This window comes from Bradyrhizobium sacchari, from assembly GCF_002068095.1.
Lineage (GTDB): Bacteria > Pseudomonadota > Alphaproteobacteria > Rhizobiales > Xanthobacteraceae > Bradyrhizobium > Bradyrhizobium sacchari.
The window spans coordinates 752295-777296 of the sequence record NZ_LWIG01000001.1 but is presented as its reverse complement, the minus strand read 5'-3'; the positions used below and the strand labels follow the sequence as shown (position 1 = coordinate 777296).

General features: G+C 65.2%; 25 protein-coding genes, 1 tRNA gene and 1 pseudogene. 14 read left to right on the top strand and 13 right to left on the bottom strand.

Annotated elements, in window-relative coordinates:
* Positions 1-50: 50 nt before the first annotated feature.
* Positions 51-1007 carry a YiiX/YebB-like N1pC/P60 family cysteine hydrolase gene (locus A5906_RS03545; RefSeq protein ID WP_080133832.1) on the bottom strand — a complete coding sequence of 319 codons (957 nt, stop codon included), beginning with the start codon at positions 1005-1007 and terminating at the stop codon, positions 51-53.
* A gap of 192 nt (positions 1008-1199) precedes the next feature.
* Here A5906_RS03545 and A5906_RS03540 point away from each other — a divergent pair, with 192 nt between their 5' ends.
* Positions 1200-2588 (top strand): flavin monoamine oxidase family protein, encoded by a 1389-nt coding sequence (locus A5906_RS03540; protein WP_080133831.1) that lies wholly within the window; start codon positions 1200-1202, stop codon positions 2586-2588.
* A 169-nt stretch (positions 2589-2757) separates the two neighbouring features.
* On the opposite strand, the gene A5906_RS03535 is transcribed toward A5906_RS03540, so the two are convergent.
* From A5906_RS03535 to pheS, 4 genes are all read right to left on the bottom strand, one after another.
* The gene (locus A5906_RS03535; RefSeq protein ID WP_080133830.1) at positions 2758-3528 is read right to left on the bottom strand and encodes a sulfite exporter TauE/SafE family protein; all 771 of its coding nucleotides are present in this window, start codon (positions 3526-3528) and stop codon (positions 2758-2760) included.
* A 53-nt stretch (positions 3529-3581) separates the two neighbouring features.
* On the bottom strand, positions 3582-5990 hold the full coding sequence (gene pheT / locus A5906_RS03530; protein ID WP_080133829.1) for a phenylalanine--tRNA ligase subunit beta: 2409 nt from the start codon (positions 5988-5990) through the stop codon (positions 3582-3584).
* Entirely contained in the window at positions 5987-6433 is a 447-nt protein-coding gene (locus A5906_RS03525; RefSeq protein WP_201723778.1) for an endonuclease domain-containing protein, read from the bottom strand. The genes pheT and A5906_RS03525 overlap by 4 nt, the downstream gene beginning before the upstream one ends.
* A gap of 221 nt (positions 6434-6654) precedes the next feature.
* Positions 6655-7737, bottom strand: coding sequence for a phenylalanine--tRNA ligase subunit alpha (pheS, locus tag A5906_RS03520; RefSeq protein WP_080133828.1), 1083 nt, complete (start codon positions 7735-7737; stop codon positions 6655-6657).
* 151 nt (positions 7738-7888) lie between these two features.
* Here pheS and A5906_RS03515 point away from each other — a divergent pair, with 151 nt between their 5' ends.
* The gene (locus tag A5906_RS03515) at positions 7889-8302 is read left to right on the top strand and encodes a hypothetical protein (RefSeq protein WP_080133827.1); all 414 of its coding nucleotides are present in this window, start codon (positions 7889-7891) and stop codon (positions 8300-8302) included.
* 8 nt (positions 8303-8310) lie between these two features.
* On the opposite strand, the gene rplT is transcribed toward A5906_RS03515, so the two are convergent.
* On the bottom strand, positions 8311-8670 hold the full coding sequence (gene rplT, locus A5906_RS03510; RefSeq protein ID WP_027550107.1) for a 50S ribosomal protein L20: 360 nt from the start codon (positions 8668-8670) through the stop codon (positions 8311-8313).
* Positions 8671-8750: 80 nt separating this feature from the next.
* Complete coding sequence (gene rpmI / locus A5906_RS03505) at positions 8751-8951, bottom strand: 50S ribosomal protein L35 (RefSeq protein ID WP_008539890.1); 201 nt, start codon at positions 8949-8951, stop codon at positions 8751-8753.
* A 273-nt stretch (positions 8952-9224) separates the two neighbouring features.
* Between rpmI and A5906_RS03500 the strand changes: the two genes are divergently transcribed.
* Positions 9225-9629: a hypothetical protein gene (locus tag A5906_RS03500; protein WP_080133826.1), complete on the top strand. Its 405-nt coding sequence runs from the start codon at positions 9225-9227 to the stop codon at positions 9627-9629.
* 65 nt (positions 9630-9694) lie between these two features.
* Here the strand turns inward: A5906_RS03500 and infC are convergent, their stop codons facing one another.
* Positions 9695-10234, bottom strand: coding sequence for a translation initiation factor IF-3 (infC, locus tag A5906_RS03495; protein WP_080134054.1), 540 nt, complete (start codon positions 10232-10234; stop codon positions 9695-9697).
* Between the two features lie 262 nt (positions 10235-10496).
* Here infC and A5906_RS03490 point away from each other — a divergent pair, with 262 nt between their 5' ends.
* Positions 10497-11285 (top strand): alpha/beta hydrolase, encoded by a 789-nt coding sequence (locus tag A5906_RS03490; RefSeq protein ID WP_080133825.1) that lies wholly within the window; start codon positions 10497-10499, stop codon positions 11283-11285.
* A 193-nt stretch (positions 11286-11478) separates the two neighbouring features.
* The gene (locus A5906_RS03485) at positions 11479-11946 is read left to right on the top strand and encodes a nuclear transport factor 2 family protein (protein ID WP_080133824.1); all 468 of its coding nucleotides are present in this window, start codon (positions 11479-11481) and stop codon (positions 11944-11946) included.
* 107 nt (positions 11947-12053) lie between these two features.
* Here A5906_RS03485 and A5906_RS03480 read toward each other — a convergent pair whose 3' ends face one another.
* The 3 genes from A5906_RS03480 to A5906_RS03470 form a co-directional block, all read right to left on the bottom strand.
* The gene (locus tag A5906_RS03480; RefSeq protein ID WP_080133823.1) at positions 12054-12851 is read right to left on the bottom strand and encodes an acyl-CoA thioesterase domain-containing protein; all 798 of its coding nucleotides are present in this window, start codon (positions 12849-12851) and stop codon (positions 12054-12056) included.
* 199 nt (positions 12852-13050) lie between these two features.
* On the bottom strand, positions 13051-14226 hold the full coding sequence (gene queG, locus A5906_RS03475; RefSeq protein WP_080133822.1) for a tRNA epoxyqueuosine(34) reductase QueG: 1176 nt from the start codon (positions 14224-14226) through the stop codon (positions 13051-13053).
* Positions 14175-14867, bottom strand: coding sequence for a glutathione S-transferase family protein (locus tag A5906_RS03470; RefSeq protein ID WP_080133821.1), 693 nt, complete (start codon positions 14865-14867; stop codon positions 14175-14177). Before A5906_RS03470 ends, queG begins: the two co-directional genes overlap by 52 nt.
* A gap of 169 nt (positions 14868-15036) precedes the next feature.
* Between A5906_RS03470 and A5906_RS03465 the strand changes: the two genes are divergently transcribed.
* The 3 genes from A5906_RS03465 to A5906_RS03455 all read left to right on the top strand — a co-directional run bounded on the left by A5906_RS03465 (position 15037) and on the right by A5906_RS03455 (position 18091).
* Positions 15037-15843: an undecaprenyl-diphosphate phosphatase gene (locus A5906_RS03465; protein WP_080133820.1), complete on the top strand. Its 807-nt coding sequence runs from the start codon at positions 15037-15039 to the stop codon at positions 15841-15843.
* Between the two features lie 172 nt (positions 15844-16015).
* Positions 16016-17347 (top strand): FAD-binding oxidoreductase, encoded by a 1332-nt coding sequence (locus tag A5906_RS03460; protein ID WP_080133819.1) that lies wholly within the window; start codon positions 16016-16018, stop codon positions 17345-17347.
* A 3-nt stretch (positions 17348-17350) separates the two neighbouring features.
* Positions 17351-18091, top strand: coding sequence for an SDR family oxidoreductase (locus A5906_RS03455; RefSeq protein ID WP_080133818.1), 741 nt, complete (start codon positions 17351-17353; stop codon positions 18089-18091).
* A 58-nt stretch (positions 18092-18149) separates the two neighbouring features.
* Here A5906_RS03455 and A5906_RS03450 read toward each other — a convergent pair whose 3' ends face one another.
* The gene (locus A5906_RS03450; protein ID WP_080133817.1) at positions 18150-19115 is read right to left on the bottom strand and encodes a complex I NDUFA9 subunit family protein; all 966 of its coding nucleotides are present in this window, start codon (positions 19113-19115) and stop codon (positions 18150-18152) included.
* 149 nt (positions 19116-19264) lie between these two features.
* Between A5906_RS03450 and A5906_RS03445 the strand changes: the two genes are divergently transcribed.
* A tRNA-Leu gene (locus tag A5906_RS03445) sits at positions 19265-19351 on the top strand.
* A gap of 105 nt (positions 19352-19456) precedes the next feature.
* On the opposite strand, the gene A5906_RS03440 is transcribed toward A5906_RS03445, so the two are convergent.
* A complete protein-coding gene (locus A5906_RS03440; RefSeq protein WP_080134053.1) occupies positions 19457-20728 on the bottom strand; it encodes an MFS transporter in 1272 nt (423 codons plus the stop codon).
* Between the two features lie 304 nt (positions 20729-21032).
* Between A5906_RS03440 and A5906_RS03435 the strand changes: the two genes are divergently transcribed.
* The 5 genes and pseudogenes from A5906_RS03435 to A5906_RS43760 all read left to right on the top strand — a co-directional run.
* On the top strand, positions 21033-22355 hold the full coding sequence (locus A5906_RS03435) for a UbiA family prenyltransferase (RefSeq protein WP_080133816.1): 1323 nt from the start codon (positions 21033-21035) through the stop codon (positions 22353-22355).
* A gap of 105 nt (positions 22356-22460) precedes the next feature.
* On the top strand, positions 22461-23075 hold the full coding sequence (locus tag A5906_RS03430; protein WP_080133815.1) for a ribonuclease D: 615 nt from the start codon (positions 22461-22463) through the stop codon (positions 23073-23075).
* A 141-nt stretch (positions 23076-23216) separates the two neighbouring features.
* Positions 23217-23936, top strand: a complete 720-nt coding sequence (lptC, locus tag A5906_RS03425) for an LPS export ABC transporter periplasmic protein LptC (RefSeq protein WP_080134052.1) — start codon at positions 23217-23219, stop codon at positions 23934-23936.
* 5 nt (positions 23937-23941) lie between these two features.
* A complete protein-coding gene (locus A5906_RS03420) occupies positions 23942-24685 on the top strand; it encodes an LptA/OstA family protein (protein WP_080134051.1) in 744 nt (247 codons plus the stop codon).
* Between the two features lie 211 nt (positions 24686-24896).
* Positions 24897-25002, top strand: a pseudogene (locus tag A5906_RS43760) (LPS export ABC transporter ATP-binding protein); the annotation flags it as partial.

Here is a 25002-nt window from a genome sequence, read left to right as displayed (position 1 = left end):
GGGGTAATGGGTCCTGGCCTTCGCCAGGACGACGTTGGGGAGGACGTGACCTAAGCCGTCATCTCCCGCGCCCGCGCGCGGTACGTCGCGAGCTCGCTCAGCAGCACGAAATGCTCGGAGAACGCGACGCTGGCCTGCGCGTTCACTTCCTCAGCCGGAATTTCAGCCGGCGTTTCTTCGTCAGCCGCTTCAGGAACGAGCGGCGGCGCACGGAGCGTTTCTGGAAACACACTGAAAGTGCCCGCCACCTCCTCGAGCGGCTTCTGCTTGTCGGCCCAGTGCAGGGCGGTGTAGTCGAATCCATTGACGATGGTCGGCTTGACCACCTCGAAATAGGGCGAGATGTCGAAGTCGCGGGGCATGTACAGCGAGGAATCGCGGATGTGCAGGATCTCGCGCCGCGCGGCGCGGCTGCCGGCCTTGGTGATCTTCGGCAGGATCGGGTAGCGCACGGCGTCGAACGCCTGCGCGATCAGCGCCGAGCAGATGATCTTGGTCGGATCGCCCGAGCCGAGCGCGATCATGCGGCGCCGCCAGCGCTGCGGCACCGGCAGCGGGAACAGGAAGCGCATCAGGTCGAGGATGTTCTTGGTATCGTAGCCGAAGCCGATGCGGTTGATCGCATAGCGGCAGACCGTGGTGCGGTCCTCATAGGACAGCCCGACCGGGCGGCAGACGCGGGTGTGATACGGGAAGTATTTCGACAGCGGGGCCGAGGTGACGCCTTCGCCGATATTGGCCTCGATCAGCACATGCGGCTCGCCGTTGGGCTCTGTGGCTCCCTCGACCGGACCGACATAGAGCGCGGCGTGCGACCAAGTCGACTGCGTCAGATATTTGATGATGCCGGAGATACGGTTGTTGCCCTCGACCAGCAGCACGTCGCCGGGCTCGATGATGCCGCGCAGATGCTCGGGGTCGCTCGGCGTGAACGGCTCATAGCCCGGCACCTCCTTCGAGAGGTACGCGGCAATCAGCTTGCCGACTGAATCAAGGACCGTCCCCATGTCGAACTCCCCCACGGCCTTTTCCGGCCGTCTTTTTTCCTTTCTCTATCATGGTCGAAACGTCTTGCAATTCGGTTCATCACTCTGTGAGATCAAGCACGATTGATTCACCATGATGGTTGCCGTGCAACATCAGATGCGGCAAGGTTCGCGGGCTGTTCCCGTTCGCCGCAAGTCTCCGGAAACCATGACATGACAATCACGCGCCGCGGTTTCCTTGTCGCGTCGGCGGCCCTTGCCGCCACGCCGGTGCTGCGGGCAACCGCCGCACCCCTGCCGCGTGAGGCCGACATCGTCGTGATCGGCGCGGGCGCCGCCGGAATCGCTGCGGCGCGGCGTATCCTGGCAGCCAATCGCAAGGTCGTGGTGGTGGAGGCGGCCTCGCAGGTCGGCGGCCGCTGCATCACGGATACCACGACCTTTGACGTGCCGTTCGACCGTGGCGCGCGCTGGATGCACAATCCCGAGACCAATCCGATGATCCGGCTGGCGCGCAGCGCCGGTCTCGACGTGCTGCCGGCGCCATCGGGCCAGAAGATGCGCATCGGTCGCCGCAACGCACGCGCGGGCGAGACCGAGGAATTCCTGGCGGCGCTGGTCCGGGCCAACCGCGCCATCGACGAGGCCGCGCGCGGCAAGCTCGATACCTCCTGCGCCTCGGTGCTGCCGAAGGACCTCGGCGACTGGGCCGGTGCGGCCGAGTTCATGCTGGGCCCGGGCTTCGCCGGCAAGGATCTGAAGGAGCTGTCCGCGATCGACAAGGCGCGCGCACAGGACCGCAATGCGCCGATCGCCTGCCGCCAGGGGCTGGGGACCCTGATCACGAAACTCGGCGAGCAGGCGCCGATCGCGCTGTCGACGCCGGCGAGCCGGATCACCTGGAGCAATCGCGAGGTCAGTGTCGAGACGCAGTCCGGCAAGATCGCCGCGCGCGCCGCGATTCTCACGGTCTCGACCAACGTGCTGACATCAGGTGCGATCAAGTTTGCGCCCGACATCCCCAAGCGCACGCTGGACGCGGCCTCAAAGCTCACGCTCGGCAGCTACGACCACATCGTGCTGCAGCTCCCCGGCAATCCACTCGGCCTGTCGCGTGACGACATCCTGATCGAGCAGAGCAATTCGACACGTACGGCGCTGATGTACGCCAATATCGGCGGCTCCTCGCTGTGCTCGATCGACGTCGGCGGCTCGTTCGGCCGCGATCTTTCCGAGCAGGGCGAGAAGGCCATGGCGGCCTTCGCGAAGGAGTGGATCACGAAGCTGTTCGGCAGCGAGGCCGCGGTCGCCGTGCAGAAGACCAGCGTCACGCGCTGGAATGCCTCGCCTTACGTCATGGGCGCGATGTCGGCGTCCGCGCCCGGCGGCCAGCTCTCGCGCAGGATCCTGAGCGAGCCTATCGGCAATGTCTTCCTCGCCGGCGAAGCCACGCACGAGACCTTGTGGGGCACCGTCGACGGCGCCTGGGAAAGCGGCGAGCGCGCCGCGGACGCGGCGCTGCGCAAGATCGGCGCGATCAGGGACGAGCCGGCGGATGTGCCGACGCAATCGACGAAGAAGCGGCGGGCAAGGCCGCAGTAGGGCAACTGAATCTTGTCGTCGTCCTGGACTAGCGCTGCGAAGCGGAGCGCAGATCCAGGACCCAATACCCCAGGGAGTAGTTTGGCGACGGCTGGTGGTTACCAGATCGCGCGACAAGCGCTGACCGGGGTAATGGGTCCTGGCTTTCGCCAGGACGACCCGGAAAAAGCTATCGGAGGACCCCATCCAGCGCCGGCAGCCCGAAAACCACCGCCATCGCGATCAGCGCATAGCAGATGCCGCGAAACACCTTTTCGCTGGCGCGGCCGAACAATGAGGCGCCGAACGCAACGCCGAGGGCATAGACCGGGCCGACGATCAGCGACAGCACCAGCGATTCGCGGCTGACCAGGCCCGTCGTCGCGTAGCTGACCATCGAGAAGAAGTCGGAGGCACCGAAGAACAGCAGGATGTTGGCGCGCGCGACGATGGGCGCGATCGGGCGGCCGAGCCAATAGCCGACAATCGGCGGCCCGCCAGTCTGTGCGAGGCCGCTGCAGAAGCCGGAGAGGCCGCCAATGCCGACCGAGAGCCAGGCGTGGTCCTTGCCGCGATAGCGCCAGCCCGACAACAGCAGAAGCAGCAGCGCGGTGACGAAGCCGGAGATGATCCAGCGCGTGGTGACGGGCGCGAGCACGCTGAGGAAATAGGTGCCGACGGGCACGCCGATCAGCGCGCCCAGCACGATCACGGCGGTCGCCTTGCGATCGGCCTTCCGCCACGCATCCGGCAGCAGCGGCGCGGCCGCGACGAAATCGATCACGAGCAGCAGGGCGGCAACGAGCCGCGGCGCTGCGATGCTGCTCGCCAGCGGCATGAAGATCAGCGCCGAGCCAAAGCCGGAGAAGCCGCGCGCGGTGCCCGAAACGAAAGCGACGGCGCAGAGCGCCGCCGCGACAGTCAGGCTGATATCCTTCGGAAGGAAATCCGCGAGCGTCATGCCTTATTTCCGGAGCATGATTTCGTCCGAAAACCGCTTCACACGTTTCGGCTTCATGCTCTGAGCGTGCCGCCGGTCTTCTTGGTCACCTCGGCGACGATCTTCGCCGCGACGGCCTCGATCTCCTGGTCGGTCAGGGTTTTCTCGCGCGGCTGAAGCGTGACCGCAACCGCGATCGACTTCTTGCCGTCGTCGATGCCCTTGCCCTCGTAGACGTCGAAGACGTTGACGCCGGTGATCAGCTTCTTGTCGACGCCTTGCGCGGCGCGGACGATGTCGGCAGCCTTCACGCTGCGATCGACGATGAACGCGAAGTCACGCGTGACGGGCTGGAAGGCCGAGAGCTCGATCACGGGTTTTGCGCGCGTCGGCTTCTTCTTGGCCTCGGGGATGCGGTCGAGGATCACCTCGAACACCATCAGCGGCCCGTCCGCACCGAGCGCCTCGAGCGCGCGTGGATGCACCTCGCCGAAGTAGCCGAGCACGTTCTGCGGCCCGATCTGGATCGTGCCGGAGCGGCCGGGATGCAGCCAGCCGGGACCGCCGGAGACGATCTGCAGCGCCTGCATCGGCGCGCCGGCCGCAGCCAGCACCGCCAGCGCGTCGGCCTTGGCGTCGAACACGTCGGCCTGTGCCGATCCGGTCCAGTGCCGTCCGAGACCTTCGGTCGAGGCAAAGCCGCGGCGAACGCCGCTCGCTGCCATGAACTGGTCCTGCGGACGATCTCCCTTGAACACCTGACCGACCTCGAACAGCGCGACATCGCTCGCGCCGCGATTGGCATTGGCCTGCGCCGCCGCGATCAGGCCGGCAAGCAGGGTCGGGCGCATATCGGAGAGATCGGATGCGATGGGGTTGGCCACTTCGAGCCCGCGCTGGCCGCCGCCGAACAATTCGGCCGCAGGTTTTGCGATGAACGACCACGTCACGGCCTCGACCATGCCGCGGCTCGCGAGCGCGCGCCGGGCGCGGCGCGTGCGCAGCTGCAGCGGCGTCAACACCGGCTTGCGCGCGTCCTCGCCGCGCTCGAACGGCGTCATCGGCACCTTGTCGACACCGAAGACGCGGACGATCTCTTCGACGATGTCGGCCTTGCCGTGCACGTCGGAGCGCCACGACGGCACCGCGACCTTCACCACCGGGCCGGGGCCGGCCATCATGAAGCCGAGATGGGTCAGGATGCGCTTCATCTCCACCTGCGGCACCTCGATGCCGGACAGGCGCTTCACTTCAGTGACCGGGAAATCGATCACGCGGTCGTCGCCAAAGGCCTTGCCGACAACGACGTTCTCGGACGGCGTGCCGCCGCACATCTCCATCACGAGCTTCGTCGCGAGCTCGAGGCCGGGCACCATGAAGGCCGGATCGACGCCGCGCTCGAAACGGTAACGCGCATCGGAATTGATGCCGAGCTTGCGGCCGGTCTGGGCGATGTTGATCTCGTTCCACAGCGCCGATTCGATCAGCACGTCGGTGGTGTTCTCGTCGCAGCCCGAGGCTTCGCCGCCCATGATACCGGCGAGCGATTCGACGCCGTGCTCGTCCGCGATGACGCAAATGGCGGGATCGAGATTGTAGGTGCGGCCGTCGAGCGCCAGCAGCGTCTCGCCCTCGCGCGCGCGACGCACCACGAGATTGCCCTTCACCTTCTTGGCGTCGAACACGTGCAGCGGACGCGCGCGGTCGTAGGTCATGAAGTTGGTGATGTCGACCAGCGCGTTGATCGGGCGCAGGCCGATCGCGGTCAGCCGCTTCTGCAGCCATTCCGGCGACGGCGCGTTCTTCACGCCGCGCACGAGGCGGAGCGCAAAACCCGGGCAGAGCGTGGCGTCCTCGACCGTGACCTTGACCGGGCACGGGAATTCACCCTTGACCGGCTTGATCGTGGGGTCCTTGAACTTGCCCATGTCGGCGGCGGCAAGGTCGCGCGCGATGCCGTGCACGCCGGTGCAGTCCTGCCGGTTCGGCGTCAAATTGATCTCGACCACGGGATCGCCGAGCGCAGCCCATTCGGCGTAGCCCGCGCCGATCGGCGCATCCGCCGGCAATTCCATGATGCCGTCATGGTCGTTGGAGATCTGCAGCTCGGCCGCCGAGCACAGCATGCCACGGCTCTCGACGCCGCGGATGGTGCCGACGCCCAGCGTGATGTCCTTGCCGGGAATGTAGGTGCCGGGCGGCGAGAACACGCTGACGAGGCCCGCGCGCGCATTCGGCGCGCCGCACACGACCTGCACGGGCGCACCACCGTCGCCGGTGTCGACCATGCAGACGCGCAAGCGGTCCGCATTCGGATGCTGCTCGGCCGAGATCACCTTCGCAATGGTGAAGGGCTTCAGCGCCTTCGCCTTGTCCTCGATGTTCTCGACCTCGAGCCCGATCATGGTGAGCTTGTCGGCGAGTTTTTCGAGCGGCTCGTCGGTCTCGAGATGGTCCTTCAGCCAGGAGAGGGTGAATTTCATGGCTGTTTCTTCTCCCCGGAGACGGTCTGCTCCCTCTCCCGCTTGCGGGGGAGGGCTGGGGTGGGGGCTCTCTCCGCGACGGTGGTCGCGATTATTTCGAGAACGCCGCCACGATTGGTCATGACGTCGAGATTGCTGAAGCGGAGCACCTTGAAGCCCTTCGCTTCGATCGCGCCAGAGCGACGCGCGTCGGCGCGCTCGCCTTCGTCCGAGAAATGTTGGCCGCCATCGAGTTCGATGACGAGCTTGGCCGCGTGGCAGACGAAATCGGCGATGTAATTTTCGATCGGGACCTGGCGGCGAAAGCTCGCGCCGTTCAGCCGCCCAGCGCGCAGCTCAGACCAGAGGATGCGCTCTGCATCGGTCGAGTTGCGTCTGAGCGCGCGCGCATTGGCGTGGAGCCTGCCGGATATTTTCCAATCCGGATGTTCAGGATCGACCATCGGCAACCCCATTGAGGAGACACCCTCACCCCAACCCTCCCCCGCAAGCCGGGGAGGGGGCTCGATCCGTCGAGCCGACAGAGCATACGTACCCATGAGACGAGCGCCATGCGCTCGCTCCATCCATTCCCTCCCACGCTTGCGGGGGAGGGTCAGGGAGAGGGTTGTCTCCGCCCAGGGAACGGAGAGGACCTTTGCGAACTCCTGCTTGAGTGCGAGCATCACGTGCTCAATCCCCCCGCAAGCGTTGGCACTTCGAGCGGCTTGAAGCCGTAATGGGACAGCCAGCGGACGTCGCTGTCGAATAGCTGGCGCAAATCGGCGATGCCGTATTTCAGCATGGCGATACGGTCGATGCCCATGCCCCAGGCAAAGCCTTGGTACTCGTCGGGATCGATGCCGCAGGCGCGCAGCACGTTGGGATGCACCATGCCGCAGCCGAGAATCTCCAGCCAGTCCTCGCCCTCGCCGAAGCGGATCTCGCCCTTGTCGCGGCGGCACTGGATATCGACTTCCAGCGACGGCTCGGTGAACGGGAAGAACGACGGCCGGAAGCGCATGTTGATGTGGTCGACCTCGAAGAACGCCTTGCAGAACTCGTGCAGGATCCATTTGAGGTGGCCGAGATGCGAGCTCTTGTCGATGACGAGGCCTTCGACCTGGTGGAATTGCGGCGTATGGGTCGCGTCCGAATCAATGCGGTAGGTGCGGCCCGGGCAGATCACGCGGATCGGCGGCTTCTGGCTCAGCATGGTGCGCACCTGCACCGGCGAGGTGTGGGTTCGCAGCAGCATGCGCGAGCCGTCCTCCTTCGGATGGAAGAAGAACGTGTCGTGCATCTCGCGCGCCGGATGGCCTTCCGGAAAATTCAGTTTGGTGAAGTTGTAGTCGTCGGTCTCGATATCGGGACCTTCGGCGACCGAGAATCCCATGTCGGCGAAGATCGTGGTGAGCTCATCCCAGACCTGGCTCAGCGGATGGATGCGGCCGGCCTCGGCCGCCGTATCGCGCAGCGGCAGCGTCACGTCGATGGTCTCCGACGCGAGCCGCGCATCGAGCGCCGCCGACTTCAGCAGGTCGCGCCGGGCCGTGAGCGCCTGGGTGACCTTGTCCTTGGCGAGGTTGATCGCGGCGCCTCGCGTCTTGCGTTCGTCCGGCGACATCTTGCCGAGCGTGGCAAGCAGGGCCGAGATCGAGCCCTTCTTGCCGAGGGCCGCGACGCGCACCGCTTCGAGGGCGGCTTCATCGCCCGCGGCGGCGATCTGGTCGAGGATGGATGTTTCGAGCGTTGCGAGGTCGGACACAGTCAAATCCTTGGCTCTAAATTCGGCTGGGTTGTCGCCGCCCGAAGGCCGTAACGTCAAGCAAAAAGCCGGTCATTTCGGGCGCATGGCCGGCTGGGTTGAACCCTGCGCGGGGAGGCGGCACCAAGGGGAATACGAGGAGACCTTTGCGATGCTTTCGAGACCCTGTCTTGCCGTTCTGGCTGTCGTCCTGTCGGTCGCAGGCACCCCTGCGCACGCCATGGTCTGCATGGAGACATCCATGACGCTGGATGAGGTCGTCGACACCATCAACAAGCAGAAGAGCTGCGAAAGCGCGATGAAGGTGTTTCAGGATTGCCAGTTGACCGCGAGCGGCGATGTCCAGCTTGGCGCCGCCGTCGAGAAGAAGTGCGAGGCGGACTTCATGCCCGGCCTCAACACGGCGCAGCAGCAGGCTTACAAACGCGAGATCCGCGTCTGCGACCAGAAATACCGGAACAAGTCCGGCACCATGTATCTCTCGTTCGCGGCTTTTTGCCGGGCGGAGGTCGCCCAGCGCTACTCGCAGCGCGCGCTGAAGGCTGCGGGCCCGACGGCCCGCTAGCGCAAGCCTTAAGCAGCCAGAGCGGCTTTGGCCTTCTCGGCGATCGCCTGGAACGCGGCGGGCTCGCGGATCGCGAGATCCGACAGCACCTTGCGGTCCACGGTGATGCCCGACTTGGCGAGACCGTCGATAAATCGGCTGTAGGTCAGGCCGAACGGACGGACGGCAGCGTTGAGGCGCTGGATCCAGAGCGCGCGGAAGGTGCGCTTGCGACGCTTGCGGTCGCGGAAGGCGTATTGCTGGGCCTTCTCCACGGCCGGCTTGGCGGCGCGGATGGTGTTCTTGCGGCGGCCGTAGAAACCCTTGGCGGCCTTGTAGACTTTCTTGTGCTTGGCGTGGGCGGTCACACCGCGTTTGACGCGAGACATGACGGAATCCTTCAGAGATGACTTTGGTTATCGGATTGCCGCACCGAATGCGGCAGGGATGGCAGTGATCGTGGACGCGATCAGGCGTTCGGCAAGAAGTACTTCTTGACGTTGTCGCCGTCGGTCTTGAACAGCACGCGGGTGCCGCGGAGCTGACGGATCTGCTTCTTCGTCCGCTTGATCATGCCGTGACGCTTGCCGCGCTGGGCGTGCATCACTTTGCCGGTGGCAGTCACCTTGAAGCGCTTTTTAGCGCCCGATTTGGTCTTCAGCTTGGGCATTTGGCTCTCCTAATGGCCATAGCGATCCGCCCGCGAAGGCGGCTGGCCGTCAAAAATGCTCGTTAGAGCGTTGATTGTGCTCAGGTTTTACGAACAAGCGCGAAACCCGCACGAACACCGCCACGGCAGCCCTTAATCAGCCGGGCGATGAAGGCCGGGCTTATGACAGAGAACGGGCGAATTGGCAACGATGAACCGCCGAAACCTGGCGAGCGACTATCCGGAATTGCTACCATCCTTGTCCAAGTCGTGTCGCCTGAAGCAGGGACCAAAATGGCCCATTTCCCTCAATTTCTCTCTTCGCTGGCAGATTTCGCCCGTCCGCGCCATCTGGCGCTGGTCGCCGTGCTCGCCACGGCTGCGCTGCCGTCAACTGCAGATGCCCGCGGCGGCGGTTATGACGGCGTCTGGAACGTCACCTTTGCCACCACCCGCGGCAATTGCAGCTCGGGCTACAGCGTCCCCTTCACCGTAATCGGCAGCCGGGTCTCGTCCGCTGGCGGTGGCCGGGTTTCGGGCCGGGTCAGGCGCTCCGGCGCCGTCGCCGTCCAGGTTTCGGTCGGCGCCTCCCATGCCAGCGGCGGCGGCCGGCTCGCCGGCGTGACCGGTGCCGGCTCGTGGCGCGGTATCATTTCCGGCGACCGCTGTAGCGGCACCTGGCAGGCGACAAGGAGCTGACACACAAACGGCCCGCCGGAGATCCGGACGGGCCGTTGAATACTTGAAGTCCTAACGAGCTGCTGTCAGCGCGGCGCCAGCACCATGACGACCTGGCGACCCTCGAACCGCGCGTCCTGCTCGACCTTGGCGAGCTCGGCGACGTCGGTCTTGATCTTGTCCAGCAGCTTGGTGCCGATCTCCTGGTGCGCCATTTCGCGGCCGCGATAGCGCAGCGTGATCTTGACCTTGTCGCCCTCTTCGAAGAACCGCTGCATCGCGCGCATCTTCACGTCGTAATCGTGGTCGTCGATCATCGGGCGGAGCTTGATCTCCTTGATCTCGACGGTCTTCTGCCGCTTGCGGGCTTCAGCGGCCTTCTTCTGAGCGGAATACTTGTACTTCCCGTAGTCCATGATCTTGCAGACGGGAGGGCTGGTATTCGGCGAAATCTCGACCAGATCCATGCCAGCTTCCTGGGCCATCCGGATGGCGACGACGGTCTCGACCGTGCCTTTGTTATCACCGGTCTGATCGATCAGCTGGATCTGCGCATTGCGAATATCATCATTGATGCGCGGCCCGTCTTTGCTGGCAGCGGGCGGAGCTTTATTAGGACGGCGAATGGGTGGTTCTCCAAAGTTGTGAAAGAAGCGGCTATTTTGAAGGAAGATGCGATTGCCGGCAAGCAAGTCGCTCGCGCAGGAAAGGAAAAACCCTCAAATGCGAGGCATTTTGGCCACGCCTGTCGGCACGCTGCACGACATAGACACCTTGCTTCTGTTCCGCAAGCGTCCCAAGGGCCAATGCTAGGGCCAATGCCGATGTCCGGCGTCCTCGCGGGAATGTTCCGGACAGCTCAAACCGCACAGACAGAGTAAACGTTCCATGACCGATGCGATTTCCGATGCCGTGCTCGACTTCGTTGAATTGGGCGAGGGGCCGTCCGCGCGCCGGATCGCGGTGCGTCACCGCGCCGGAACGGGACCGGGCCTCGTCTGGCTCGGTGGCTTCAAGTCGGACATGCTGGGCGGCAAGGCCGTGGCGCTGGACGCCTGGGCCAGGGATCACGGCCGCGCGGTGGTCCGGTTCGATTATTCCGGCCACGGCGAATCCAGCGGCGATTTCGCCAATGGAACCATCGGAAGCTGGCTCGAGGACAGCGTCGCCGTGTTCGAGCGGTTCTGCGACGGCCCGCAAATCCTGATCGGCTCCTCCATGGGCGGCTGGATGGCGCTGCTGCTCGCGCGCGAGATCAAGAAGCGTTCTGGCAAAGCATCGCTCGCCGGGCTCGTGCTGATCGCGCCGGCGCCGGACTTCACCGAGGAGCTGATGTGGAAGAAATTTCCACCAGCGGTGAAGAAGGAGATCGAAACCAAAGGCTTCTGGCTGCGGCCGTCGGACTATGGCGATGGGTCGCCCTATCCGATCACGCGCACGCTGATCGAGGAGGGACGCAATCATCTCGTGCTTGGCAGCGCGATCGATCTCGGCTGCCCCGTCCGCATCCTGCAGGGCGCGCAGGATCCCGATGTGCCGTGGCAGCACGCCTTCGCGCTGACGCATCGCCTGCCGGCCGACGACGTCGTGCTCACCATGATCCAGGACGGCGACCATCGCTTGTCGCGCCCGCAGGACATCGCGCGCATTCTTGCCGCGGTCGCCGAGATCGGGTGAAGTGTCCTCTTCCTTCTCCCTTGTGGGAGAAGGTGGCTTCGCGAAGCGAAACCGGATGAGCGGTTATCTTCGCGCGCTCAAATGAGAGTCGCACTCGCGGAAGCAACCCCTCACCCGTCTCAATCGGGCCAAGCGCGATTGATCCACCCTCTCCCGCAAGGAGAGCGCAAAAAGAGCACCGGGAGACACGCCGATGACCACCACCGCCATGCTGCGCGCGTTCTGCGATGCCGTCGAGCAGCGCAACGGAAAAGCCTTCGCCGAGCTGTTCACCGAAGACGGCGTCTATCATGACGTCTTCTACGGCGCCTTCGCCGGCCGCGAGAAGATCGCCGCGATGATCGACGACTGGTTCTATCGCACGGCGACCGACTTTCGCTGGGACATGCACGATCCCGTGTCTGATGGCACCACGCTCTATGCGCGCTACACCTTCAGCTACACATCAACCCTGCCCGAAGCGAACGGCGCGCGGGCGATGTTCGAGGGCGTTGCGATCATGACGTTGCGTGACGGCAGGATCGCTGACTATCACGAGGTCGCCAACACCGCGCCGGCGTTCGTCGACCTGAAGTTCGCGCCTGAAAGAATCGCGAAGATCGTCGCCAAGCAGGGCGCGGAATTGAAGGCGCGGCCGGAGATGCAGCGGCATTTGGGGTAGTCGTCATTCCGGGGCGCGACGAAGTCGCGAGCCCGAAATCCATCGGGCGGCAGTCCGAGAGGTGAGATGGATTCCGGGCTCACGCTTCGCGTGGCCCGGAATGACAACTACGGCGGCGACACCTTCGGCATCGGCTTGCGCTGTGCGAGCGCCGCGACCGTCGCGGTGCCGATCGGGCCCTGTTCGTCATAGAGCCAGCATTCGCCGATCGCGACGCCATCGGTGGCCTGGTGATTGACCACCTCGAAGCCGATCCAGTTCGTCACCGGCAGGCGGTGCAGATAGATCGTGACGTCACTGTTGATGTAGCCGAGCCCCTTGTCGCCGGCATTGGCAAAGGGGCTCGCGAAATCGGCGCCCACGGCGACATGGACGAACGGCGTCATGGCAACGCCGGCAACGAGCTCGCGCACCTCGCTCATCCACAATCGGCGCGGACCGAGCGAGCCCATATGGCCGACAATCGGGCGCGTCGTCCATTTGCCGTTCATGCCGAGCCTGGGGTCGGTCGGTTTCGGAATGTCTGATGGCTTCGGCACCTCCCAGTTCGGCGGCGACCAGACATTGCCGTCCGGATTCTGCGTCTTGCGCAGCAGCTGGCAGGAGGCGCGCGCCATGCTGACGCCGCCGGAAACAAATTCTGCTTCGACCACGCGGATGCGCAGTCCGTCGCGGACGAGCCGCGTCGCGACTTGAATCGGCTTGTCGATGGTCGGCAGCCGGAACATGTCGACGGTCAGGCGGGCCGGCACGAATTCAGGGCCGGAATGGCGCTCCTCGATGGCGAAGCCGAGCAGGCCGACGATCACGCGTCCGTGCAGCGATTTCGGGTCCCACGGGCCATTGGCGACTTCCGTCGGATGGAATGTATCGCCCTCGCGGGTGAAGAAAGGCATGTCTGTCATGACGCGCGACTTTGCGGGAACGCGCGGGGAAATCAAGGGTGGTGCTCGCACGGCGGTCAGGGGCGCGCCGCTCCAGCCACAACAACGCTGTCATCGCCCGGCTTGATCGGGCGATCCAGCATTCCGAAACGGCAGTGATCGAGTCGAGAAGCCGCGGCGTACTGGATGCCCGGTCAAGCCGGGGCATGACATTGGAGAGCTAGGAAGCGGCCTGCCACTCCTCGCGCACACTCTCATCGTGCTCGTTGGCAATTGCACTGGTCATGAGCGCCTCAAACTCGTCCCGCGCCACCAGTTGCGCCAGCGCCCACACCGCAGCCCCCCGCACCAGCGGGCTCCCATCGTCCAGCAGTCGCCGCGCCTCCTCGGCCAGCGTTGCCTCTCCAGAGTTGCCGATCGCGATCAGCACGTTGCGCAAGAACCTGTCGCGGCCGATGCGCTTGACCGGCGACTTCGTGAACAGCGTACGAAACGCCGCGTCGTCGAGCCGTGCGAGTTCGGCAAGCGATGGCGCGCGCAGTTCATCGCGCGCCGCAAGCTTCGCCTCGCGCCCTTCCTGCGCAAACTTGTTCCACGGGCAGGCGGCGAGGCAATCGTCGCAGCCATAGATGCGGTTGCCGATGCTCTTGCGAAACTCCTGCGGGATCGGCCCCTTGTTCTCGATGGTGAGATACGAGATGCAGCGCCGCGCATCGAGCCTGTAGGGTGCGGGGAATGCCGCGGTGGGGCAAATGTCGAGACATGCCCGGCACGAGCCGCAATGGTCGATCTCGGGATCGTCGCGCGGCAGCTCCAGCGTCGTGTAGATCGCGCCGAGGAACAGCCAGGAGCCGAAGTCGCGCGAGACGAGATTGGTGTGCTTGCCCTGCCAGCCCAGATGCGCGGCCTGCGCCAGCGGCTTTTCCATTACGGCGGCAGTGTCGACGAACACCTTCACGTCCGACGGCGCGGTCGCGACCAGCCAGCGCGCCAGCGCCTTCAGCCGCTTCTTGATGAGGTCGTGATAATCGTCGCCCTGCGCATAGACCGAGATCGCCGCGCGCGTACGCTGCTTCAGGATCGCCAGCGGATCGGAGTCGGGGCCGTAATTGATGCCGAGCATGATGACGCTGCGCACGTCGGCCCACAGCCCGCGCGGATCGACGCGTCGCTCCGGCTGCGCCGCGAGCCAGTCCATGTCGCCATGGCCGCCTGCGGCGATGAATTCGAGGAAGTGCTTTCCGGCCGCCTCGATCGTGCCAGGCGCCGTGACGCCGATGCAGTCGAAGCCGAGCGCGCGTGCCTCGCGTTCCAGCGCCGCCTTCAGTTCAGTCGGATCGGCGTTCAGAAATCCAGGTCCACATAGGTCCGCGACGCCGGCACGCCGGCCAGCCATTCGCTCAGCAGCGGGCGGAACGACGGGCGGGATTTCACCCGCGCGTACCACGCCTTTGCTGCGTCGTCCTCGCTCCATGGCACGTCGCCCAGATAGTCGATCGCCGAGAGATGCGCCGCGGCGGCGAGATCCGCGTAGGTGAGCCGGTCGCCGGCGAGGAAGTTGCGCGTCTGCGCCAGCCAGCCGATATAGGCGAGATGATAGCGCACGTTGGCCTTGGCCGCCCGCATCACGTCGGCCGAAGGCGGACCGCCGCCGTTCTCCTCGCTCATGAAGCGCTTGTAGATGCGCTCGGTGACCAGGGGGTGCGAAACCTCCTCGAAGAATTTTTCGTTGAACCAGGCCATCAGCCGGCGCACCTCGACACGCTCGCCGATTGTTTCCGGCATCAGGCGCTTGGGTCCCATCTCGACGCCATAGGCCTCGTCGACATATTCGGCGATGATCGCCGCGCCCGGGATCGGCGGCTGCTCGTCGTCGACCAGGACAGGCGTCGTGCCCGCCGCATTGAGCAGCAAAAATGCCTCGCGCCGTTCCCAGCTACGCTCTTCGACCAGTTTGAGGTCGAGCCCGTATTCGCCCGCGATCAGGCGGATGAAGCGCGAATGCGGGCAGAACGGATGATGAAACAGCGTAAACATGAAGCCTTTGATTATTTGATGGTGCTTAAGAATCCATCAATGTTTGTGCGGCGCCACACTAGTCCTTCAAAACCGCGAAGCAAGAGCGTGATGCCGCATTTTGCGATTGCAGCATTGGGGGGAATAGGCGAGAAGAGCCCCGCTTTTCCAGCCGAAATGGACCGTAAATATGTCAGACGCAATACGGGCAGTGATCCTCGGCATCATCGAGGGTGTGACCGAGTTCCTTCCCGTGTCCTCGACCGGCCACCTGCTGCTCGCCGAGCGCTTCTTCCATCTTGGTGAAGGCGCCTTCTGGGATTCGTTCACCGTTCTGATCCAGCTCGGTGCGATCCTCGCGATCGTCGGGCTGTATTTCAGGAAGCTCTGGGACGTTGCGATCGGCTTCTTCACGGGCGATGCCTATGCGCGTCGTTTCGTGATCGGCGTGCTGGTGGCGTTTCTGCCGGCCGTCGTCGTCGGCCTCGTTGCCGGCAAATACATCAAGAGCGTGCTGTTCAATCCCTGGGTCGTCTGCTTCACGCTGATCGTGGGCGGCGCCATCCTGCTCTGGGTCGACAAGCTCGACCTCAAGCCGCGTGAGCACGACGCCACTAGGTTCCCGCTGCTGATGTATCTCTATATCGGCATCGCGCAGTGCGTGGCGATGATCCCGGGCGTGTCGCGCTCCGGCGCCAGCATCGTCGCGGCGATGCTGCTCGGCGCCGACAAGCGCGCGGCGGCGGAGTTTTCCTTCTTCCTCGCCATCCCCACCATGATCGGCGCGTTCGCCTACGATTTCTACAAGAACCGCTCCGAGATGACGATGGACCACATGGGCATCGTCGCGATCGGCTTCATCGTGTCGTTCATCACCGCGATCATCGTCGTGAAGACGTTTTTGACCTACGTCACCCGCCACGGCTTCGTGGTGTTCGCCTGGTGGCGCGTCATCGTCGGCACGCTCGGCCTGATCGCGCTGGCGCTCGGGCGGTAGGAATCTCTGATCGGGTCCTGCTGGCCAAGACTCTCGTTCCCACCTCTCCCCGCTGGGGCGAGGTGGGCACCGAGACTTCCCGCTGGACCCACGCTCTCAACGCAAAATAAGCTTTTGACCGGTAGGCAGTTTCCGACGCGGGGCGGCCCTCGCCCGGCACAGGAGCTGAACCATGACCCTCGTCTCCGGTTGGGGGCGCTTCCCGGTCGTTGATACCGATCTGCTGCGTCCGCGCTCGTTCGAGGCCGTGGGCGAAGCCGTCGCTGATGTGACCGGATCGGTGGCACGGGGCAACGGCCGGGCCTATGGCGATGCCGCGATCGGAACTGCCAGGACCGTCGCGATGACCGGATTCGACCGGATCAGGTCGTTCGATCCCGTGACGGGCCGCATCCGTCTCGAAGCCGGCGTGCTGCTGGCGGACCTGATCGACACTTTTGGTCCGCGCGGCTTCCTGCCCTTCGTCGTGCCCGGCACGCGCTTCGTCTCGGTCGGCGGCGCCATCGCGGCCGACGTGCACGGCAAGAACCATCATTGCGAGGGCGGCTTCGGCCGCTATGTCGACAGGATTCAGCTGGCGACCGGCGAGGGCGAGACCATCGAGGTCTCGCGCGAACAGAATTCCGACGCGTTCTTCGCGACCGTCGGCGGCATGGGCCTCACCGGCGTGATCCTGGAGGCGTCGATGCGATTGCGGCCGGTCGAAACGGGCTGGATCCGCGAGCGCGTGATCGCCGCCTCCGATCTCGATGCCGCGATGCGCGCGCTCGATGCGGGCGATACCGCGACCTATTCGGTGGCGTGGATCGATTGCGCCGCGCGCGGGCGAAGTCTCGGCCGATCGCTGATCTATCTCGGCGAGCATGCCGGCAAGGATGAGCTTGCGGACGGTGCCGACGCATTTCCGCTCGGCAGGAATCCCGGCCTCGCCGTGCCGATCGACATGCCGTCGATGACGCTGAACCGCTACAGCATCCGCGCCTTCAACGAACTCTATTATCGCTTGGGCGCGCGGCGCGCCGGCGGCAGCCAATTGGTATCGCTCTATCCCTATTTCTTCCCGCTCGACAGCCTTGCCGACTGGAATCGCATCTACGGCAAGCGCGGTTTCCTGCAGCACCAATGCGTGATCCCGGAAGCCGGTGCGCGCGACGTGCTCGGCGACATCCTCGATCGCGTCGCGCGGCGCGGCGACGCGTCCTTCCTCGCCGTGCTGAAGAAGCTCGGCCAGGGCGACGGCCTTCTGTCGTTTCCGCTGCCCGGCTACACGCTGGCGCTGGATTTCCCGGTGAAGGGCGGCATCCTGGAGTTCCTCGACGAGATCGACCATCTGGTCGTCGCGGCCGGCGGCCGGCTCTATCTTGCCAAGGACGCGCGCCAGTCGCGCGCGACGTTCGAGGCCGGTTATCCTGCTCTGCCGCGCTTCAACGCGATCCGCAAATCGCTCGATCCCAAAGGCAACATCCGCTCGAAACTTTCACAACGCCTGTTCGATGAGGTCTAGGCCGTGACGTCACGCAAGTCCGTTCTGGTGCTGGGTGGCTCCTCCGATATCGGCCGCGCCGCCGCGCGCGCCTTTGCCAGGAGCGGATACGATGTCGGCCTCGCCGGCCGCGACGTTGCCGTGCTCGAGCCTGACGCCGCCGATCTGCGCGCGCGCTACAGCGTCGAGGTCGGTGTCTACAGGTTCGACGTGCTCGACACCGCCGCGTTCGAGAGCTTTGTCGGCAGTCTGCCGGCGCTGCCCGATGTCGTCATCTCGATCGTCGGACTGCTCGGCACGCAGGAGAGCGCGCAGAGCGACCTCGCCCACGCCACCACGATCATGCGCTCCAATTACGAGGGACCGTCGCTGATCCTCGGCCTGTTCGCGGAAAAGTTTTTGACGCGCGGCAGTGGTACGCTTGTCGGCGTCTCGTCGGTCGCCGGCGATCGCGGCCGCGCCTTGAACTACATCTACGGCTCGGCCAAGGCCGGCTTCTCCGCCTTCCTGTCGGGCCTGCGCGCCCGCGCCAGCCGTGGTGGCGTCCACGTCGTCACGGTGAAGCCCGGCTTTGTCCGGACGAAAATGACCGAGGGCATGAAGCTGATCGGCCCGCTCACCGTCGATGCGCCCGTTGTGGGCGACGCGATCCTGCGTGCCGTCGAGAACAAGACCGACGTCGTCTATGTCAGCGGCAAATGGCGCCTCGTGATGCTCATCATCAAGACGCTGCCGGAAGCGGTGTTCAAGAAGCTGAAGTTTTGACGCTGCTGTCGCCGCGCGGTCGGTGCGCTCTCTCTCCCGCTTGCGGGAGAGGTGAAACTCACACGCTCATGCGCTGGAACTGCCCCGCCGCGCGGAAGCGCCAGAGATATTGCGGGGCGATCGCCTCCAGCGAATCGGCCGTAATGCCGAGGCCCTCCAGCGTCAGCCCTGCCGCCTTTGCCGCATCCGACACCACATTGTCGCGCTGAAGCAGCGTGACCTGGTCCGGCGTCAGCTTGAACGCGCCCGGCGCGAATTGCAGGAAGTTGGCCTGGAAGCGGGCGAGGCCGAACGGCAGCGGAATCAGCGTCGGCTTGCGGGCGGTGATGGCGAGGATCGCCTCGATGATCTCGCGCATGGTCAGCACTTCCGGCCCGCCGAGCTCGTAGGTCGCGCCGGCCTTGGCCTTGCCGTCGACGGCATCCGCGATCGCGGTGGCGACGTCGCCGACATAGACCGGCTGCATCCTTGTGTCGCCGCCGATCAGCGGCAGCACCGGCGACATCCGGGCCAGCGCCGCGAAGCGGTTGGTGAACTGGTCCTCGGGCCCGAACATCACGGAGGGGCGGAAGATCGTGGCCGAGGGCACCGCGGCCAGCACCGCCGCCTCGCCGGCCGCCTTGGCCCTGGCATAGCGTGAGGGCGATTCGGCGTCGGCGCCGATCGCGGAGACATGCACGAGGCGCGCGCCGGCAGCGGCCGCCGCCTTGGCGACGGTCTCGGCGCCCTTGGCCTGGACGGCGTCGAAAGTCTGCGCGCCGCTTTCGGCCAGCACCCCCACGAGGTTGATCACGACGTGCGAATCACGCAGCGCCGCCTCGACCGAGCCCGGATAGCGCAGATTGGCCTGGACGACGTGGACCTGGCCGACCTTGCCGGACGGCTGCAGGTATCCGGCTAGTTCCGGCCGCCGCACCGCAACACGGACCCGGTAATCCCGCCGGCACAGCGCGCGGACGACGTTCCGGCCCAAAAACCCCGATCCGCCGAAAACCGTGACGAGAGTTTCCAGATTCGATGCCATGGGAGCCATTCCTGCGGGAAGATTGCGTGATATCAGGCTTCTACCGGGCCGGTTTGCGATGCGCAATCCGCATCGCCAAAACCGGCCAAGCATGAATTGACAACGGCGTCACCGAACCGTAGTAACCGCCTCCGTGCCCCAAACGGCATGCCCAGGTGGTGGAATTGGTAGACGCGCTGGCTTCAGGTGCCAGTGGCTTAACGGCCGTGAAGGTTCGAGTCCTTTCCTGGGCACCATTTTGCGGGATTTGGTCCCAAAATAGACCTACCTTCGATCGGTACAGATGGCAGGGCGGCGATCCCGGTATCGCAGCGCCCTCGGCGCCTTGATGGGCCCTCCCGTCACACCACCCGCTTCCCCGTCCGCTCCGCCACCGCCTTCTGCACGAAATACATCGCGACCAGGGTGATGATCGTCGTCGCGACGACGACGTAGCCGATCCGGTCGAAATGGATCAGCGCGCCGTCGGGCGCCTGGGCGATGATCGCGCCGGCGAGCACCGAGCCGAGGCCGCCCGAGAGCTGCTGCAGTGAGGCGCTGACCGCGCTGAATGAGCCGCGCTGGCTCTGATCGGGGATCGCCGACATCAGCGCCTGCGACGGGATCATGCGCGAGAAGATGCCGATGAACATCAGCACGTTGACGATGATCGCGGTCGTCAGCGAGACGTGGCCGAGATGGGTGTAGATCAGCACCATGACGGCGGTCATCGCGCAGCCGAACACGAAGGTCGGATATTTGCCGAAGGCATCGCTGGCCCGGCCGACCAGCGGCCCGGTGACGATGCTGAACAGGCCGGAGACGAGATAGATCGTCGGCAGATGCAGCATGTCAATGCCGAGATTGTGCACGGTGTAGGCGCTGGAGAACGGCATCAGCATGTAGCCGCCGGTCGCAAGCAGCGTCGTGACCGCGAAGGCCAGCGTGTAGCGCGGCTCGAACACCGTCGTGATCAGATGGCGGAACGGATTCCTGTCCTGCTTGAGCCGGAGATGCGCATCCACCGGCTCCATGACGAAGGCGATGATGGCGATCGTCACGATCGACAGAACGACGATCGCGACGAAGCAGACCTGCCAGCTCCAGTGATTGGCGAGAAACAGCCCGGCGGGAACGCCGAGAACCTGGCTCGCGGCGAATGCGGTCTGCACGAAGCCCATCACGCGGCCGCGCAAATGCAGCGCGAACAAATCGGTGACGATGGCCAGTACGACCGAGCCGATCACGCCGCCGAACAATCCGGTCACGATCCGGCCGATCAGCAGCACATGATAGTTTTGCGCCATTGCGCAGAGCAGGGTGCCGAGCGTGAAGCCGACATAGAAGAACAACAAGAGGCGCTTGCGGTCGAAGCGGTCGGCAAAGCCGGCAGCGAGGATGCCCGATAGTCCTGCGCTGAACGCGTAGGCCGACACCGCGACGCCGAACTGGCCGGCCGTGATGTCGAGCGCAGGCATCAGGATGGCGCCGAGCGGCGACATGATGATGAAGTCGAGGATGATCGTGAACTGCGTGAACGCCAGCAGCGCGATGAGGAGCGCCTGGTAGCGCGAAAAGCCGCGCTGGCGTTCCTGTTGGTCGTCGATCGGCGCGGCGAGCGCTTGTTCAGTCATGGCCACCTGATTCAAGGGCGAGCGAGGCAAGGGAGCAGAGGAATCTGGCAGATAGGATTGGCCGGGACGATTTTCACGGGCGGGACGGCACAAGCCCTGCCGGAACTGGAAGCCCGCGCCGGGTTGTGGGATCCATGCAACACCCGGATGCCGACATCCCCCGGAGGCCAGCGGACCTGCTCCGGACTGAATTAAGCCGCCCTTAGCGAATGCTCGCATAGGGTTCCGGCCATCCATTTCCCTGCTCCCCGGTCCTCCCCAGTGCCTGGGGCCGGTCATGTCGCGGCAGTTAAGAGCGTTTCGGATGGAGCAGCCTGCCTTTCAGTACGATCCTGCAGTGCCCGAGCCGTCGGTGGTCCCGGCGGCGGCGCGGACGCTCGTGATCGATCTCGAAGGCGCCCTGCTGCGGTCCGAGCTGCTGATGGAGGCGCTGTTCTCCGGCCCCGGCCGCATGCTGGCCCGCTTCGGCGCCGGCGGACGCGCGGGGATGGCGGCGCTCACGGACGTGCTGGCGCGGGCCAGGATCGACTACGCCCATCTGCCCTATGATCCAGACGTGCTGAACCAGGCGCTGGCGGCGCGGGCGCGGGGCTGGCAGATCTATCTCGTCGCGGGACGCTTCGCACAGCATGCGGCTGCAATCGCCGCGCATCTCGGCTTTGACGGCGTCGTCAGCCCGGCCGACCTTGCCGCCGGTGGCCTGCCATTCGATCGTGCCGCGATCGAGCGCATCGACACGCGAAACAGAAGCCGCGCGAGCCTCAAGACCTGGGTGAAGGCGCTGCGCGTCTATCAATACGCCAAGAACACGCTGGTGTTCGTGCCGGCGCTCACCGCGCACCAGATGAATTTGCCGACGCTCGGCTACGCACTGCTCGCGTTCCTGGCGTTCTCGGCCTGCGCCTCCGGCGCCTATCTGATGAACGACCTGCTCGATCTCGCCGCCGACCGGCAGCATCCGACCAAGCGCCACCGCGCGCTTGCGGCCGGCGATTTGCCGATTTCGTCGGCGCTGTCGGCGATCCCCGCGCTGTGGCTGTTTGCGGTCGTCGCCAGCCTTTGCATCTCGCCGCTGTTCCTCGGCGTGCTCGGCGCCTATCTCGTCACCACGATCGTCTATTCGCTCGTGCTCAAGCGCAAGATGCTGGTCGACGTCGTCACGCTCGCCGGGCTCTATACGCTGCGCATCGTCGCCGGCGCGGTCGGCGTCGGCGTCGTGCTGTCGGAATGGCTGTTGATCTTCTCGCTGTTCGTGTTCACCTCGCTGGCGCTGATCAAGCGCTTCAGCGAGCTCAGCATGCGCGAGGGCGCAGGTCTCGCCGATCCCTCCAACCGCGACTACCGGATCACCGATCTGCATGTCATCGCCGCGATGGCGGCGGCGAGCGCCATGAACGCGGTGACCGTGTTCTCGCTCTATGTGTCCTCGTCCGCGGTGATGCCGCTGTACAGCCGCCCCTGGATGCTGTGGCTCGTGAACCCGCTGCTGCTGTACTGGTTCGGCCGGGCCCTGATGATGGCGCATCGCCGCCAGATGCCGGACGATCCGATCCTGTACGCCTTCCGCGACGGCCCCAGCCGCATCACGGTGGCGGCGATGATCTGCATCATGCTGGCCGCGATGTGAGCCGGCAGCCGCTTGCGCGGCCCGCCCCGAGTGGATACATCGCGGGCAATCCGAAATCAGCCTATTGTTCCAAAAGACCGATTCGACGCGAGGTTTTGAAACGCCATGACCGTACGCCTGCACCGCGGTGACCTGCCCGACCTCTCCCGCTACGCCGGAGCGGTGGCGATCGACACCGAGACCATGGGGCTGAACCCGCACCGTGACCGGCTCTGCGTGGTTCAGCTCTCGCCGGGCGACGGCAGCGCCGACGTGGTGCAGATCCCCAAGGGCCACACCGACGCGCCGAACCTGAAGGCGCTGCTGGCCAATCCGGCCATCACCAAGATCTTTCACTTCGCGCGGTTCGACGTTGCGGTGCTGTACCAGACCTTCGGCGTCATGACCGGGCCGATTTATTGCACCAAGATTGCCTCCCGCCTGACCCGCACCTATACCGACCGCCACGGCCTGAAAGACCTCGTGCGCGAGGTGCTCAATGTCGACCTCTCCAAGCAGCAGCAGTCCAGCGACTGGGGTTCCGACAGCCTGACGGAGCCGCAGCTCGCCTACGCCGCCTCCGACGTGCTGCATCTGCATGGCTTGCGTGAGCGGCTCGACGCCATGCTGGTCCGGGAGGGCCGCACGCAGCTGGCAAAGGCCTGTTTCGACTTCCTGCCGACCCGCGCCCTGCTCGACCTCCAGGGCTGGGAGGAAGAGGATATCTTTGCGCATTCGTGAGCCCGCACCGGGCTCCAGAATGGGCCTGCGCCCCGTTTCGGACACTTTCCTGCGGCCTCTCGCGGGCTGCACTTTCGGTCGCCGCCGGGTACAATGGCGCGGCCTTCAACCGGACAAGGCGAGCGACCCTCTGGAGCAGTGGTGAATTCGGCCCAGAATCCCACCTACGACGCCGCGCTCGCGGCGAAGTTTGCCAGCGCGGCCCGCCACAGCCGCCTGGTGCGGATTCTGCGCGTCGCGGTGCCGGCGACGGTGGCCGCGTCCATCGCCGCGATCGTCGCCGTCTCGACCTTCCTCAATCCCTTCACGATCCCGATCAAGCTCGACTCCGGAAATCTCGTGGTGACAGGCACCAGGATCACGATGGAAACGCCGCACATGTCCGGCTTCACGCCGGACCGGCGGCCCTACGAGCTCTGGGCCAAGACGGCGACGCAGGACATCACCGATCCCGACCATGTCGATCTCGCCGATCTGCGCGCCAAGGTGCTGATGGAGGATCAGTCGACCCTGTTCCTCGATGCCCGCACCGGACGCTTCGACAACAAGCAGCAGCAGCTCGACCTGCACAAGGACATCTTCCTGCGCACCTCGACCGGCTATGAGGCGCGGCTGAACTCCGCCTTCGTCGACATGGGCAAGGGCACCGTCTCGTCGGACGAGCGTGTCGACGTCAAGCTGACCAACGGCACGCTGAGCGCGGATCGCTTGCGCATCACCGAAGGCGGCGATGTCATCCGCTTCGAAGGCAATGTGGTGATGCATCTGGACAAGCTGGATGACGGTGCCGCCGCCCAACCTGCGCCGGCCGAACCTGCGTCGCCGGCCAAGTCAAAGAACAAATCGGCCAATTCAAAGTGATTTTCATGATCAGGTTTTTTCCGCGCAACGAGGACAAGCGGTGCGCCATCATCGGGACCGCGCTGGTTTTCGGCGTCGCGCTGGTCGCTGGTGGTGCGGCCATCGCGCAGAGCACGATGCAAGGCGTGCCGAACGCGATGCAGGGCTTTTCGCAGAACCGCGATCAGCCGATCCAGATCGAGGCCGCCTCGCTCGAGATGCGTGACAAGAAGAAGGAGGCGACCTTCGCCGGCAATGTGAAGGTCGTGCAGGGCGACACCACCATGACCTCGAAGACGCTGGTGGTGTTCTACGAGGCGGGCGGTGACAAGCCCGCGCCGGCGCAGCCTGCGGCGAAGGGGGCCAAGGAGGGGGGCAAGGAGGCAACCAAGGGCGCGCCGATGCAGTCGGCAACACCAGGGCCCGGCGGCAGCTCCGCGATCAAGCGGCTGGAAGCGCGTGGCAATGTGGTGGTCACCCAGAAGGACCAGGTGGTGACCGGCGAGACCGCCGTGTTCGACACCAAGACCAACCTCATCACCATGTTTGGCGGCGGCTCGGGCCCGGTGGTCATGACGCAGTGCAAGAACGTGATGCGCGGCGACCGGCTGACGGTCGACATGACGACGGGCGTATCCCGCGTGGAATCTGATAGCGGCCGGGGAGTCCAGGTTCTGCTGCCGCAGGGCGCCGGCAGTGACTGTGGCCAGGGCGGCAAACCCGGTGCAGCGCCGCCTTTGGCGCTGCCCGGCGCAAGTAAACCAAAGTAAATTCAACGGCTTGTTTCGGGTGCCCCCGATCCGAGGTTGAAGCTTGCCCGGCGAGACTGTATCTAGCGCGCAGGGCTTTCGAGGCGGGGTCCGCCGCTTACCGGGCGTGTTTCACTGGGCATGAGACATCCCTTCACTCATGTTGCGTCGGCGAATCGATGAAGCCGGGGCGGCAGATCGCGCGAATGCCGCGAAAAGCTAGAAGGCGGGGATGGTCGATCTCTTCAGCATGTTTCGTCGGCGCCCCGCCAAGCGCGGCCGGCCGGGATTTGCACGTCAGGACATCACCGCCCTCGGTGACAGCATCGGCGGGCTGG

Coding starts and splice junctions, on each gene's coding strand:
- A5906_RS03480 (WP_080133823.1), bottom strand. CDS start 12,851: ATGACAGACATGCCTTTCTTCACCCGCGAGGGCGATACATTCCATCCG.
- A5906_RS03490 (WP_080133825.1), top strand. CDS start 10,497: ATGACCGATGCGATTTCCGATGCCGTGCTCGACTTCGTTGAATTGGGC.
- A5906_RS03460 (WP_080133819.1), top strand. CDS start 16,016: ATGACCCTCGTCTCCGGTTGGGGGCGCTTCCCGGTCGTTGATACCGAT.
- A5906_RS03435 (WP_080133816.1), top strand. CDS start 21,033: ATGGAGCAGCCTGCCTTTCAGTACGATCCTGCAGTGCCCGAGCCGTCG.
- A5906_RS03420 (WP_080134051.1), top strand. CDS start 23,942: ATGATCAGGTTTTTTCCGCGCAACGAGGACAAGCGGTGCGCCATCATC.
- A5906_RS03470 (WP_080133821.1), bottom strand. CDS start 14,867: ATGTTTACGCTGTTTCATCATCCGTTCTGCCCGCATTCGCGCTTCATC.
- A5906_RS03515 (WP_080133827.1), top strand. CDS start 7,889: ATGCTTTCGAGACCCTGTCTTGCCGTTCTGGCTGTCGTCCTGTCGGTC.
- A5906_RS03545 (WP_080133832.1), bottom strand. CDS start 1,007: ATGGGGACGGTCCTTGATTCAGTCGGCAAGCTGATTGCCGCGTACCTC.
- A5906_RS03540 (WP_080133831.1), top strand. CDS start 1,200: ATGACAATCACGCGCCGCGGTTTCCTTGTCGCGTCGGCGGCCCTTGCC.
- A5906_RS03465 (WP_080133820.1), top strand. CDS start 15,037: ATGTCAGACGCAATACGGGCAGTGATCCTCGGCATCATCGAGGGTGTG.
- A5906_RS03430 (WP_080133815.1), top strand. CDS start 22,461: ATGACCGTACGCCTGCACCGCGGTGACCTGCCCGACCTCTCCCGCTAC.
- rpmI (WP_008539890.1), bottom strand. CDS start 8,951: ATGCCCAAGCTGAAGACCAAATCGGGCGCTAAAAAGCGCTTCAAGGTG.
- A5906_RS03440 (WP_080134053.1), bottom strand. CDS start 20,728: ATGACTGAACAAGCGCTCGCCGCGCCGATCGACGACCAACAGGAACGC.
- A5906_RS03450 (WP_080133817.1), bottom strand. CDS start 19,115: ATGGCATCGAATCTGGAAACTCTCGTCACGGTTTTCGGCGGATCGGGG.
- A5906_RS03535 (WP_080133830.1), bottom strand. CDS start 3,528: ATGACGCTCGCGGATTTCCTTCCGAAGGATATCAGCCTGACTGTCGCG.
- queG (WP_080133822.1), bottom strand. CDS start 14,226: ATGGCTGGCCGGCGTGCCGGCGTCGCGGACCTATGTGGACCTGGATTT.
- rplT (WP_027550107.1), bottom strand. CDS start 8,670: ATGTCTCGCGTCAAACGCGGTGTGACCGCCCACGCCAAGCACAAGAAA.
- pheT (WP_080133829.1), bottom strand. CDS start 5,990: ATGAAATTCACCCTCTCCTGGCTGAAGGACCATCTCGAGACCGACGAG.
- A5906_RS03525 (WP_201723778.1), bottom strand. CDS start 6,433: ATGGTCGATCCTGAACATCCGGATTGGAAAATATCCGGCAGGCTCCAC.
- A5906_RS03500 (WP_080133826.1), top strand. CDS start 9,225: ATGGCCCATTTCCCTCAATTTCTCTCTTCGCTGGCAGATTTCGCCCGT.
- A5906_RS03485 (WP_080133824.1), top strand. CDS start 11,479: ATGACCACCACCGCCATGCTGCGCGCGTTCTGCGATGCCGTCGAGCAG.